At 72.1% G+C, this 12,681-nt stretch carries 11 protein-coding genes; 9 read left to right on the forward strand and 2 right to left on the reverse strand.

What is annotated here, in order from left to right; genetic code table 11:
- Nucleotides 1-22: 22 nt before the first annotated feature.
- A complete protein-coding gene (locus OIE53_RS04835; RefSeq protein ID WP_327025352.1) occupies nucleotides 23-1,351 on the reverse strand; it encodes a Gfo/Idh/MocA family protein in 1,329 nt (442 codons plus the stop codon).
- A 226-nt stretch (nucleotides 1,352-1,577) separates the two neighbouring features.
- Between OIE53_RS04835 and OIE53_RS04840 the strand changes: the two genes are divergently transcribed.
- Genes OIE53_RS04840 through OIE53_RS04865 form a run of 6 tightly spaced genes read left to right on the forward strand, consistent with a single transcriptional unit; the run spans nucleotide 1,578 to nucleotide 7,432 of the window.
- Nucleotides 1,578-2,708 carry a LacI family DNA-binding transcriptional regulator gene (locus tag OIE53_RS04840; protein ID WP_327025353.1) on the forward strand — a complete coding sequence of 377 codons (1,131 nt, stop codon included), beginning with the start codon at nucleotides 1,578-1,580 and terminating at the stop codon, nucleotides 2,706-2,708.
- Nucleotides 2,709-2,727: 19 nt separating this feature from the next.
- Nucleotides 2,728-4,065: an ABC transporter substrate-binding protein gene (locus OIE53_RS04845; RefSeq protein WP_327025354.1), complete on the forward strand. Its 1,338-nt coding sequence runs from the start codon at nucleotides 2,728-2,730 to the stop codon at nucleotides 4,063-4,065.
- A 29-nt stretch (nucleotides 4,066-4,094) separates the two neighbouring features.
- Nucleotides 4,095-5,078, forward strand: a complete 984-nt coding sequence (locus tag OIE53_RS04850; protein ID WP_327025355.1) for a carbohydrate ABC transporter permease — start codon at nucleotides 4,095-4,097, stop codon at nucleotides 5,076-5,078.
- Nucleotides 5,078-5,962, forward strand: a complete 885-nt coding sequence (locus OIE53_RS04855; RefSeq protein WP_327025356.1) for a carbohydrate ABC transporter permease — start codon at nucleotides 5,078-5,080, stop codon at nucleotides 5,960-5,962. Before OIE53_RS04850 ends, OIE53_RS04855 begins: the two co-directional genes overlap by 1 nt.
- Nucleotides 5,946-6,563, forward strand: coding sequence for a hypothetical protein (locus OIE53_RS04860; protein ID WP_327025357.1), 618 nt, complete (start codon nucleotides 5,946-5,948; stop codon nucleotides 6,561-6,563). The genes OIE53_RS04855 and OIE53_RS04860 overlap by 17 nt, the downstream gene beginning before the upstream one ends.
- A complete protein-coding gene (locus tag OIE53_RS04865; protein WP_327025358.1) occupies nucleotides 6,560-7,432 on the forward strand; it encodes a PmoA family protein in 873 nt (290 codons plus the stop codon). The genes OIE53_RS04860 and OIE53_RS04865 overlap by 4 nt, the downstream gene beginning before the upstream one ends.
- Nucleotides 7,433-7,481: 49 nt before the next feature.
- Here the strand turns inward: OIE53_RS04865 and OIE53_RS04870 are convergent, their stop codons facing one another.
- Nucleotides 7,482-10,088, reverse strand: coding sequence for a CHAT domain-containing protein (locus OIE53_RS04870; protein ID WP_327025359.1), 2,607 nt, complete (start codon nucleotides 10,086-10,088; stop codon nucleotides 7,482-7,484).
- A gap of 187 nt (nucleotides 10,089-10,275) precedes the next feature.
- On the opposite strand from OIE53_RS04870, the gene OIE53_RS04875 reads away from it, so the two are divergent.
- From OIE53_RS04875 to OIE53_RS04885, 3 genes are read left to right on the forward strand one after another with little or no spacing between them, the layout of a single operon-like run.
- Nucleotides 10,276-11,583, forward strand: a complete 1,308-nt coding sequence (locus tag OIE53_RS04875; protein WP_327025360.1) for a S8 family peptidase — start codon at nucleotides 10,276-10,278, stop codon at nucleotides 11,581-11,583.
- Nucleotides 11,580-12,239: an RNA polymerase sigma factor gene (locus tag OIE53_RS04880; protein WP_327025361.1), complete on the forward strand. Its 660-nt coding sequence runs from the start codon at nucleotides 11,580-11,582 to the stop codon at nucleotides 12,237-12,239. Before OIE53_RS04875 ends, OIE53_RS04880 begins: the two co-directional genes overlap by 4 nt.
- Nucleotides 12,214-12,678 (forward strand): carboxypeptidase-like regulatory domain-containing protein, encoded by a 465-nt coding sequence (locus OIE53_RS04885; protein WP_327025362.1) that lies wholly within the window; start codon nucleotides 12,214-12,216, stop codon nucleotides 12,676-12,678. The genes OIE53_RS04880 and OIE53_RS04885 overlap by 26 nt, the downstream gene beginning before the upstream one ends.
- Nucleotides 12,679-12,681 lie beyond the last annotated feature (3 nt).

The raw sequence follows: 12,681 nt of genomic DNA on the forward strand, positions 1-12,681 counted from the left end.
GGTGCGACTCCTGGGGTAGAGGTCAGTCGAGGGACAGCAGGTCGGCGACGCGGACCGGGGCCCCGGTCTCGAAGGACCGGTTGGCGGCGAGCCCGGTGAGCAGGGCCAGTGCGCCGTCCCGGGCGGTGGCCGCGCGGTGCAGCGGGTCGGTTGCGCCGCCGAAGAGCACCTGGGTCATCCGGGCGTCCGCGCCACCGTGCCCGTGGCGGGTGTACCCGTCGACCTCGATGCGTCGTGGTGGGGACCAGAAGGGGCGCAGGGTCAGGGTGGCCGAGCCCCCCTCGGCGGCGGCCTGGTCCCCGTGCAGGGCGGCCCCCTTGAGGGCCCCGGCCGCAGCCGGGCTGACGTATTCGCTCTCGGTGACCTCCAGTTCCAGGCGGCCCCGGCTGCCGTTGACCATCACCCGGTAGCCCTCCCAGGGGGCGTACGCGGTGAGGTGGTAGGTCATGGTGGCCCCGGTGGAGTAGGTGGCCAGCACGGCCATGTCGTCCTCGATGCTGACCCCGGGGGCGAAGACGTTACGGTCCCGGTGATACCCGTCCTCCGCCTCGGCGTCGAGGTACAGCTCCCGCAGTCGGGGATGCTCGGCCAGGCGCAGGGCGAAGGGGTCGTCCTCGGCGGCGGGGCTGGCGTGGGCCCGGTCGTAGTCGCGGGCGTAGCCGTGCCGGCGGCCGTTCTCCCCGTAGAAGAACAGCCGTCCGGCCGCGTACACCTGCACGGGGGTGGCGGAAAGCCACCAGTTGACCAGGTCGAAGTGGTGGCTGGCCTTGTGCACCATCAGCCCGCCGGAGCTGGCCTTGTCGCGGTGCCAGCGGCGGAAGTAGTCCGCGCCGTGGCGTACGTCCAGCAGCCACTCGAAGTGCACCGAGCCGATCTCGCCGACCGCGCCCTCGGCCAGCAGCCGGCGCACCTGCTCGTGCAAGGGGTTGTAGCGGTAGTTGAAGGCGACGGTGACCCGGCGGCCGGTGCGGCGGACCGCGTCGAGGATGCGTTGGCAGCGCGCCGCGTCCGTGGTCATCGGCTTCTCGGTGACGACGTCGCAGCCGGCCTCCAGGGCGGCCACCACGTACTCGTCGTGGGTGACGTCGACCGAGGTGACCAGGACTACCCCGACCCGCTCCTTGGCCAGCATCGCGGTGAAGTCCCCGGCGTGGTACGTGGGCACCCGGGGGTGGCCGAGTTCGGCCAGCCACCGGTTGTGGGCGTCCATCCGGGCCTGGTTGACGTCGGCGAAGGCGACCAGTTCGGCGGTGTCGGCGTGGTCGTGGACCAGGGCGCGGACGAACATCTCGGCGCGGGCGCCGGTGCCGACCACGGCGTAGCGGGCCCGGCTGCCGGGTTGCGGAGACACGAACCGATCCTCCTCGATTTCTCTGCAAACCTTTGCAGTGAAGTAATCATGCTCGATGCCTCGACGTCAACGGTGCACCGGCAACCGATGGCATTTGCACCAATTCCTCAGCTTTAGCGACCGGTGTCGAAACCTAGCTGTAATCATCGGCCGTTGACACTGGAGCAACCGTTTGCATTAATTGGCGGCACCCGTGACCGCCGACACAGCTACGAAGGGGGCCGCAGTGCCAGTCACGATCCGGGACGTCGCACGGGCCTCCGGGGTGCACATCTCCACCGTCTCCCGCACCTTCTCGGCGCCCCACCTGGTCAACCCGGAGACCCGGGTACGGGTGCTGGCCTGCGCCGAGGACCTGGGCTACCGCCCCAACCGGGCCGCCCGGGCCCTGATCACCGGCCGCACCCACAACATCGGGCTGATCATCGCCGACATCGCCAACCCCTTCTTCCCGCCCCTGATCAAGGCGGCGGAGAGCCAGGCCCGGCACCGCGACTACCACGTCTTCGTGGCCGACACCAATGAGGACGCCGCCGCCGAGGAGGAGCTGGTCCACGCCCTGGCCAAGCAGGTCGACGGGGTGCTGCTGTGCAGCCCTCGGATGAGCAACAGCCTGATCGAGCAGCTCAGCCGGGAGGTCCCGCTGGTGGTGGTCAACCGCCAACTGTCCGGGCTGCCCTGCGTGCTGATGGATGTCGGCCAGGGGGCCCGGTCGGCCATCGAACACCTGGCCGCTCTGGGCCACCGGGAGATCGCCCTGCTCGGTGGGCCGCGGGGCTCCTGGACCAGCCGGGAGATCCGGCGGGCCGCCGGTGCGGCGGCCCGGGCGGCCGGCGCGGAGCTGACCGTGCTCGGCCCCAATCCACCCACCGAGCACGGTGGACTGGCCCAGGCGGAGCAGGTCCGCCGGGCCGGGGTCAGCGCCGTGCTCGCCTACAACGACCTGATGGCGATCGGCCTGCTGGAAGGGCTCGACGCACTGGGAGTGGCGGTGCCGCAGGAGGTGAGTGTCGTCGGGGTAGACGACATCTCACTGAGCCGGCTGACCCGCCCCAAACTGACGACGGTGGCCACCCCGACCGCGGCCGCCGGCCGGACGGCCGTCGACATGTTGCTGCAACACGACACCGACCTGCCGCGCACCGGGCGGGCCGGCGGTGTCGGAGCCACAGTCGGCGTCCGTCGTACCACCGCACAGGTAATGCTCCAGACCGAGTTGGTCATCCGCGACTCCACCGGACCGGGCCCCTACGCCGGTCGGGAACGTCCCGGTGCCACTGCCGCAGGCCCGGGCCCGCATCGCCGTGCGGACCCGGGCGGCCCGAAGGTGGCCGCCGGTGACGTCGTCGCCTCCTAACGCCAAGGAGTGAGCGCACATGCACCCCGCAACGCACCCCACCAGCGCGCCCGACGGGCGCACTTACCGTACCCCCCTGCTGCGCCGCCGGTTGCTGCGCGGCCTGCTCGCCGCAGTCGTGGCCCTGCCCCTGGTCGGGGCCGCGGCGGCCTGCGGTGGCGACGACGCCGCCGACGGCAAGACCAAGATCTCCATCTTCTGGTGGGGCGGTGACGCCCGCAACGCGCTGACCGTGCAGGCGCTCGACCTCTACACCAAGAAGAACCCGAACGTGGTCTTCGAGACCACCTGGCAGGCCAACCAGGGCTACTTCGACAAGCTGGCCACCCTCACCGCCGGCGGCAACCCGCCGGACATCTTCCAGATCGACGACAACTACCTGACCGAGTACGCGGCCCGTAACGCCACCCTGGACCTGAAGAAGTACCAGGACTCCGGTGACCTGGACACCACCAAGTTCCCGCCCAGCCTGCTCCAGTACGGCGAGGTCGACGGCAAGCTCGCCGGTCTGGCCGCCGGGGAGAACACCCAGGGCCTGGTCTACAACAAGACCCTGCTGACCAAGAACGGGCTGCCCGAGCCGACCACCGGGATGAGCTGGGAGGAGCACATCGCCTGGGCCGAGCAGGTCAGCAAGAAGACCGGGGTGCCCGGCACCCAGGACCCCAGCGCCGACTACAAGGCCTTCTGGGTGTGGCTGCGCCAGCAGGGCAAGGACCTCTACTCCGGCAGCGACCTGGGCTTCACCGCCGAGGATGTGACCAAGTGGTTCGAGCTGTGGAAGGGGGCCCGGGACTCCGGCGCCACCCCGACCCCGGACGTCATCCACGAGGGCAACGCCACCGACATCACCAAGCAGCTAGTGGTCACCGGCAAGTCGGCCACCTCCTGGGTCTGGGTCAACCAGATGCCGGAGCTGAAGAAGAACACCGCCGACGAGCTGGGGGTCATCGCCTACCCCGGTGACCCGAGCGCCCAGTGGGCCCGCGCCTCGATGTACTGGTCGGTCTTCCGGGGCAGCAAGAACGCCGACATCGCGGTCGACGTGATCAACTTCCTGGTCAACGACCCGGAGGCGGTCAAGCTGCTCGGCACCGACCGGGGTCTGCCCTCCAACCTGGACCTGCGTCGGGTGGTCAGCGACGACACCACCGACCCGGCGATGAAGCAGTCCATCGAGGTGGAGACCAAGCTGGCCGAGACCTTCGGCGCGGCCCCCCAGGTGCCGATCAAGGGCCACAGCAAGGTACGCGCCGAGCTGACCAAGGCCGCCGAGAACGCCCAGTACGGCCGGGCCACCCCCGCCGAGGCCGCCGCCCAGTTCGTCGCCGCCGGCAAGGCAGCGATCGCCTCCTGAGCGCCGCGATACCCGGAGAGGAGCAGTTCGTGGCCCTGACCACGGCGCCCGACCCGACCCGCCGCGGCACCGGATCCGTCCGACCCCCCGCCACCCGGCGCGGGACCGGACGGATCCGGCACGGGGAAGGTCTGGCCGGCTACATCTTCCTGTCGCCCTGGCTCATCGGTCTGATGGGCATCACGGCGCTACCCATGCTGTTGTCGCTGTACCTCAGCTTCACCAACTACGACATCCTCACCCCCTGGTCCGAGGTGGAATGGGTCGGGCTGGCCAACTACGAACGGATGTTCACCGCCGACCCCTCGTGGTGGCACTCCGTCCGGGTCACCCTGCGCTTCGCCCTGATCGCCGTACCGCTGAAACTCGCCGCGGCGCTCGGGGTGGCCCTGCTGCTCAACCGGGCCTGGCGCGGGGTCGGGCTGTTCCGTGGTCTGTTCTACCTGCCGTCGCTGCTCGGCGGCAGCGTCGCACTGGCCATCGTCTGGGTGAACATGTTCAACCGCGAGGGAGCCTTCAACTCCTTCCTCGCCCTGTTCGGCATCGAGGGCAAGCCCTGGGTCAACGACCCGGACTGGGCCCTGGAGACCCTGATGGTGCTGGCCATCTGGCAGTTCGGCGCCCCGATGGTGATCTTCCTGGCCGGGCTGAAGCAGGTGCCGACCGAGCTGTACGAGGCCGCCGCGGTGGACGGGGCCGGCAAGTTCCGGCAGTTCGTCAGCGTCACCCTGCCGATGCTCTCCCCGGTGATCTTCTTCAACCTGGTGCTGGAGACCATCAACGGTTTCCAGGGCTTCACGGCCGCCTTCGTGCTCAGCAACGGCACCGGCGGGCCGATCGACTCGACCCTGATGTACACCCTCAACCTGTACATCGCCGGGTTCACCGATCTGGAGATGGGCTACGCCTCCGCGATGGCCTGGGTCTTCCTGATCGCCATCGCGCTCATCACGGTCGTCTTCTTCAGCACCGGCCGGTTCTGGGTGCACTACTCCGACGGGGAGGACCGCTGATGGTGGCGAGCACCGTGGCCCCGCCCGTGGCGGCCCGCCCGCAGCGCTCACGCAGCCGGTCCTGGCTGCGGCTGATCATCCTGCTGGCCATCGTGGCGGTCGTGCTCTACCCGCTGATCTGGATGATCGGCACCTCGGTGAAGTCGCAGCAGGAGATCGTCAGCAACATCGGTCTGCTGCCGGAGCGCTTCACCCCGGGCAACTACACCGACGGGTGGAGCAACTTCGACGTCAGCTTCGGCCGGTTCTTCCTCAACAGCGCGATGGTCAGCCTGCTGACCGTGGTCGGCAACGCGGTGAGCTGCCTGCTGGCCGCGTACGCCTTCGCCCGGTTGAGGTTCCGGCTGCGGCGGCTGTGGTTCGCCGTCATGATCGGCACCCTGCTGTTGCCGGCGCACGTGCTGATCGTGCCGCAGTACATCCTGTTCCGCACCCTCGGCCTGGTCGGCGGGGACTGGCCGTACCTGCCGCTGCTGATCCCGCAGTTCCTGGCCACGGAGGCCTTCTTCGTCTTCCTGATGGTGCAGTTCATGCGGGGCATCCCGCGCGAGTTGGACGAGGCCGCCCGGATCGACGGTGCCGGGGCCTTCGGCATCTTCCGGCACGTCATCCTGCCGCTGAGCCGACCCGCCCTGGTCACCACGGCGATCTTCTCGTTCATCTGGACCTGGAACGAGTTCTTCCGGCAACTGGTCTTCCTGTCCGAGCTGAGCGACTACACCGTGCCGGTGGCGTTGACCCTGTTCATCGACTCGACCAGCCAGAGCGCGATCGGCCCGATGTTCGCCATGGCGGTGCTCTCCCTGCTGCCGGTCTTCGTGTTCTTCGTAGCCTTCCAACGGATGCTCGTCGAGGGGATCAACACCAGTGGAATCAAGGGTTGACCAGCCGCCGGACCGCGACTGGCGGGACACCGTACGCGACGGGGCCGACCTGGCCCTGGTGGGCATCCTGACCGTGCTCGCCTCGGCTCCGGTGCTGACCGCCGGGGCCGCGATCGGCACGGCCAGCGCGGCCGTGCACGACTGGCTGGCCACCGGCAGTTGGCCGACCGCCCGGCAGACCCTGTCCCGGTTCGGTAGGGGACTGCTGCCCGGCCTGCCGGCCACCCTGCTGGGTCTCGGCAGCCTGGGACTGCTCGTCACCAACCTGGTGGTGCTGGCCACCGGCCGGGTGCCGGGGGGAACGGTGGGGATGGTCCTCACCACCGCAGTGGCGACGATCCTGCTCGGGTACGCCGCCGCGATCGTGGTCGAGGTGGGCCGCACCGGGGGCACCGGGTGGGCCCCGGCGGTCACCCGGGCCGCCCGGGGCTGCCTGGACCACCCGGCCACCTGCGCCGGGCTGGCCGGCACCAGCCTGGTAGCCCTGCTGCTGGGGGTGCTGGTCACCCCGGTGGCGGTGCCGATCCTTGCCGGGTACGCGCTGGCCGCGGTGCACGCGGTGGCCCGCCGTCGACCGGTCACCCGCACGGAGCTGTCGTGAGCGCCGAGGTAGCCGATCAGGAACTGCTGGTCGAGGGCATCCCGGTGGCCCGGTACGTACTGGCCCCCGACCTGGCGGCCAAGCACGGCCCCCGGCCCTACCTGCATCCGGTGCGTACCCTGGCCGGCACCCCGGTCACGGACGCCCTGCCCGCCGACCATGTCTGGCACCTCGGGGCCTCCCTGGCGGTGCAGGACGTCAACGGCACCAACCTGTGGGGCGGGCGCACCTATGTCCGGGACCAGGGCTACACCTGGCGTGCCGACCACGGCCGGATCGTGCACACCGGTTGGGAACACCGCTCGACCGACCGGCTGGACCACCGGCTGCACTGGTGCGAACCGGCCGGGGAGGTCCTGCTGACCGAGCGGCGTACCCTGACCGCCGCAGCCGACGGGGCCGACCGGTGGCGGTTGGAGATCGACAGCACCCTCACCGCCCCCGCCGACCGGGAGGTCGTGCTGGGCAGCCCGGCCACCAACGGTCGTCCCGGTGGTGCCGGCTACGGAGGATTCTTCTGGCGGGGGGTGGCCGCCGAGACACCCCAGGTGTTCACCGCCTCCCTCACCGGCGAGGAGGCCGTCAACGGGTGCGCCGAGCCCTGGGTGGCGATGACCGGCCGGGCACCGCAGGGCGGGGAGTACACCCTGGTCTTCAGTGGCCTGGGCGCGGGGGACCGGTGGTTCGTCCGCGCGGGCATGTATCCCGGGGTCTGTGTGGCCTTCGCCTTCGCGCAGACCGCCACCATCCCGGCCGGCCAGGCCCGCCACAACCGCTACCAGATCGTCATCGCCGACGGCACCCGAACTGCCGCGGAGATCCAGCGGTGGCAGCCCAGCTGGTCCTCCGGGGGTGCGGGCGACAGCTGAGCTGCCACCGCTTGGAGGGCGCGTGGGGTGGGCGCCCTGAGGGCCTGAGTCAGCCGGCGCCCAGGCAGACGAAGGCGGCGGCGGTGGCCGGGGCGGTGGGGTCGCCACCGGTGACGAAGGCCTGCTGGGCCTCGGCCAAGGCCTGCGCCGGGCCGACCCCGGCGTGCATCCGGCGGTGCAGATCCAGCATGAGGGCGGTGGTGGGTTCCGCCGGTACCGGCAGCACGGTGGCGATCAGACACCGGGTGCCCAGGGCCAGCAGCACGGCCGCGAAACCCATGATCTCGTCCCCGGGGCGTACCCCGGTCAGCCCTGATTCGCAGGCGGAGAGCACCACACAGCCGGGCGGTCGGGCGATGCCCTCCCACTCGTAGGCGAACAGCGGCCCGTCGGCCAACTCCAAAGTGGAGAACTGGGGGTTGTCCGCGCGGAAGGCGCCGTGCGCGGCGATGTGCACCATCGCGGCCCCGTCCAGGGCGGCCGTCAGGGCGGTGGCGGTGGCCTGCCCGCCGGTGAGCAGCCGGGCGGCCGGCAGCACCTGGGCCAGCCGGTGGACCTCCACCGCGCCGGCGGGCAGCCGGGGACCGGCGGCCAGCACCGGGGTGCCCCGGGGCGCGCCCTGCTGCTCGGCGGCCAGCCAGGCGGCGGCCGAGGGGGCCACCGTGACCGCCCGTCCGGTGCCGGTGGGCAGCCCGGCCCAGCCGACCGAGTGCAGGGCCCCGACCGGCACGATCACCAGCGGCCGGTCGGCCAGGCGTCGGCGCAGCGGGTCGAACAGTTGCCGGTCCAGGGCCGTTGCGGCGTGCTCGACGGCGGCCCGGGCGGCGGCGGAGTCCCCGGTGACGATCAGACGGCGCAGCCCGAACCGGTGCCACCGGGTCAACCGGGTCGCCTCGGTCAGAGAGCCGAGGTCGTGCAGGCTGGCCCGACCGTCGCGGACCAGCACCGCCCCCAGCCGGTCCCCGTGCGCGAACAGTTCGACCAGCACCCGGGAACCGAGCCGGGCGGCCAGGTTGTGCACCCGGGGCGGGGTCAGGGTGCCCGGGCCGCCGGCAGCGTGCCGGGACAGGTCCCGGATGCGCTGCTCCAACCGGGCCTGCCGACCCCGCAGGGCGCGTACCGGCCGACCGGTCAGCACCGCGTCCTCCAGCAGGCCGCTGACCAGCCGGAGTTCGGCCAGGGCCGCGACCAGGTCGGCGTCGTCCGGTGGCAGGGCCGGGCGGGTCCGTACCGAATGGGCTCGCCACCGTTCCGCCCAGGCCAGCACCCGGGTCGGTGCCCCGGCCCGGACGGCGATGTCCAGCCCTTCGGCGGCCAGTTCCTGGCCGTACGCCCCGCTGTTGGCCCGCAGTTCGGTGGCGCCCAGGGAGGTGCGGTGCCGGTCGAGGACGGCCAGTCCTCGGCGCAGGGCCCGGGCGGCGGCAGGTTCCTCGCCGCGCAGCCGATGCCACCGGGCCTGGGCGTACCACCCCTGGGCCCGTCGTGGGGCGGTGCCCCGACCCCGGGTGCCGGCGGCGACGGCGAACAGCTTTGCGGCCCGGTCGGTGCGGCCCAGCTCCACCGCCAGTTGGCCGGCGTCGATGCGGGTGAGCAGGGCGGGATCGGCCCAACCGGTGGCCTCCAGCCGGTCGGCGGTGCGCACCATCGCGGTCAGCAAGGCGGCCGTACGGGTCCCCCGGCGGAACTCGGCCCGCAACTCGACATGCCGGGCGAAGGCTGCCCAGGTCCGGCGGCCCTGCCGGCGGAACCGGCTTCCGGCCGCGGCGGCGGCCTCGGTGGCGATGTCCAGGTCACCGGCGAGCAGGGCGGCCCGCGCCTGAGCCAGCAACGCCTCGGCCAGGTCGGAGGCCATGCCACGGCGACGCAGTTCCCGGATGGCCGCCGCGGCCACCTCGGTGGCCTCCTCCACCAGGGGCACCGAGAGCAGCAACTCGAAGCGGTCCAGCAACAACGCCGGTCGGGGTACGGCCAGCCGTTGGTACTCCTGCCCGACGGCGGCGAACCGGCGCAGCGCCCCGGCGATGTCCCCGCGTCGACCGGCCGCGATTCCGCTGTTCCAACTGGCGTCGGCGGCGGCCAGGTCCAGCCCGAGATCGCGGAAGACCGCCGCCGCCCGGGCCAGGTCGTCGACATCGCCCGGGGCGCCCCGGTGGGCGTTGAGCAGCCCCCGGTTGTTGCGGGCGCGGGCCTCCAGCAGCAGATCCCCCTCCCGTTGGGCGGTGTCGATGGCGAGGGTGTAGTCCCGGACCGCCTCGTCGTACCGACCCCGGTAGTGCAGTACCACCCCCCGTTGCATCCGGGCCCGTCCGGCGTCGGCCCCGGTGAGTTCGGGCAGGGCGGCGGTCACCGCCCGCAGGGCCGCCGAGGTGCGGCCGACATTGGCCAGGACGTACCCCAGACTCATCCGGGCCAGGGCCCGGGTCCGGGCCGTCCCGGCGATCCGGACCGCCCGACGCAGGTGGCGCAGGGCGCCGGGGAGGTCGTTGAGTTCCCGCAGTGCCAGGCCGATGGCGCGCTCCGCCGTGGAACGTTCGTCGCCGTCGCCGGTGGCTAGGACCCGCTGGGCGATCATGATCGCCTCACGGGGACGGCGCTGGACGGTGTCGAGCGCCGACTGCGCGGTGCCGCCGGCACCGGCAGCGGTGCTGTCGGGCATGGATCAAGCGTTCCCCAACTGTCGTGGAGCGTCAATGTCGGCAAATGGCCTGACGGTCGGATCGGGGTGGGCAGCCCGTTAGGGTCATTGACATCCACCGATTGATTGGAAGAATCGGTAAGGCCCGCGGAATTCGCCTCGCCGGCCACCCGTGGCCTGCCGATTCCGGGGCCATCTGGGAGGGCCTGTGCATTCTGACCACCCCCGACCAGGCAGCTGGTTGTCCCGACGGCGGCTGCTGGTCGCGTCCGTACTGGCTGCGGCGGCCACCCCACTGGGGGCCGGATGGCGCCCGGGTCCGGCCCTGGCCGACCAGGACGCCGACGACGCGGCCTATCAACTGGCCTTCGACCGGTTGGTGAATGCGGATCGCAATGTGCGTCGGCATACAGTTGCGGGTAGGGAAATTCTCTACCGCCCCCGGCAACTGCTCACCGCCGCCGAGGACACCGGGCGAGTAGCCGCCTGGTTGCGTAAAAGCGGACATCAGGTGCTCATCGGTGACGCTTTCGCCGGGGTGACCCGGTTGCTGTTCTCCGCCGAGGCCGACATCCCGGCGATCGTGACGCTGCTGCGCGACCCCCGGCAGTGGCCCGGTCAGCGGATTCCGCTGGTCCAACCGCACCATGTGCTGCTCGGCCTGGGCAACATCATGGGCAACCCGGGCGGACCACCCCGGACGATCGCCGCGCTGGCGCCACCGGATCCGGCCCGGGCGGCCGAGGGGGCCGGGGTGACCGTGGGGATCTGCGACACCGGCATCTGGCGGTACGCCGGCGGGCAGCACCCGGACTGGCTGGGCGGGGCCTACCTGCCGGAGCCGGACGACGAGGACCCCCTCTACCTGCACACCGACGTGCTCGCCCCGCAGGGCGGCCACGGCACCTTCGTCGCCGGGGTGGTACGCCAGGCCGCCCCGGGGGTACGTGTCGACCCCGAGACTGCCCTGGAGCCCACCGGCATCGGCGACGAGTCGACGGTGGTGGCCGCCCTGAGCCGACTGGCCTCCCAGGTCAGCGTGGTCAACCTCTCCCTGGGCGGCTTCACCCTGGACGACCAGCCCTCGTTGCCCCTGGCCAACGCCGTGGCCGCGTTGCCACCGACGACCGCGGTGGTGGCTGCGGCGGGCAACGCCGGCACCAACCGACCGCTGTGGCCGGCCGCGCTGGACCGGGTAGTGGCCGTGGCGGCGGTCCGGATGGGTTCCGCCGGCCTGGTGCCGGCCGACTACAGCGGATTCGGGCCCTGGGTGGACGCCTGCGCCCTGGGTCAGCACGACAGCACCTTCGTCCCGGGCATCCTGCCGCTGCCCGGACGACCCACCCGGGTCTTCCACCGCTACGCCCGCTGGTCCGGTACCTCCTTCGCCACCGCCCAGGTCAGCGGTCGGCTGGCCGCCATGATGACCGCCGGTGGCCTGAGCGCCGACGCCGCCCGGCTGGCCCTGCTGGCCATGCCGCGCTGGCACCCCGACTACGGGGTGCTGGTCGGGTGAGTGTCGACGGCGGCGGTGCCGTGGTGACCGGCCGCAGTACGAGTGATCTGGTAGCCGCCGCGGCCAACGGGGACGAGTCGGGCTGGGTGGAACTGGTCCGCCGCTACACCCCGCTGGTGTACTCGGTGATCCGGGTCCACGACCTGACCGCCGCCGACGCCGCCGATGTCAACCAGACCGTGTGGCTGCGTCTGGTGGAGCGCCTGGACCAGGTACGCGAACCGGAGGCGTTGGCGAGTTGGCTGGCGGTCACCACCCGACGGGAGTGCTACCGGATCTCGCGGCTGGGTCGGCGTACCCAACCCTTCGACCCCTCCGACGGGGCCTTTCAGGGGTGCCACCGGAGCGGGGCGGAGGCGGCCAGCCCGGACGAGGATCTGCTCCGCGCCGAACGGCACCAGGCCCTGCGGGAGGGCTTCGCCGAGCTACCGCCGCGCTGCCAGGTACTGCTGTCCCTGCTGACCGCCGATCCGCCGCTGAGCTACCGGCAGATCGCCGAGCGGCTGGGGACCCCGGTCGGCAGCATCGGCCCCACCCAGGCCCGCTGCCTGCGCCGGTTGCGGGAGTCCGGGGCGCTGGCCGCGTACCTTAAAGGGCATCGATCCGCCGCCTCGACGGGAGGGGAGCGCGATGGAGCCGTGGCCGCCGGGCGATGACGACCGGCTGACCGCCGAGCTGGGTGCGGCGCTGTCGGACAGCAGGGGAGTGCCCGAGGAGCACCTGGTCGCCGCGCGGGCGGCGTTCGCCTGGCGGACGGTGGACGCCGAACTGACCCTGGCCGAGTTGACCTTCGACTCGGCCTGCCAGGCGGAACCGGCCGGGCTCACCCGATCGGCCGGTTCCGTGCGGAGCCTGTCCTTCCGGGGCGGCCCGGTCCTGCTGGAGATCGAGGTCAGCCCGGCGGGAATCGTCGGGCAGCTCTGCCCCGCCGAGGGTGGCCGGATCAGTGCCCGGACGGCCACCGGCACCTACGACGAGACAGCGGTCGACGCGGTGGGACTCTTCTCCCTCGGCGTACCGCCGCCCGGGCCGGTCCGACTGCGGGCCGAGGCCGGCGGGTTCACCGTGGTCACCGACTGGGTCTGTCTGCGCTGAGGC

It is taken from the genome of Micromonospora sp. NBC_01739 (assembly GCF_035920385.1).
Classification (GTDB): Bacteria; Actinomycetota; Actinomycetes; order Mycobacteriales; family Micromonosporaceae; genus Micromonospora.

Excerpts from the sequence above, each read along its gene's own strand:
- OIE53_RS04845 (WP_327025354.1), top strand. The coding sequence starts at position 2,728 with ATGCACCCCGCAACGCACCCCACCAGCGCGCCCGACGGGCGCACTTAC.
- OIE53_RS04855 (WP_327025356.1), top strand. The coding sequence starts at position 5,078 with ATGGTGGCGAGCACCGTGGCCCCGCCCGTGGCGGCCCGCCCGCAGCGC.
- OIE53_RS04870 (WP_327025359.1), bottom strand. The coding sequence starts at position 10,088 with ATGCCCGACAGCACCGCTGCCGGTGCCGGCGGCACCGCGCAGTCGGCG.
- OIE53_RS04885 (WP_327025362.1), top strand. The coding sequence starts at position 12,214 with ATGGAGCCGTGGCCGCCGGGCGATGACGACCGGCTGACCGCCGAGCTG.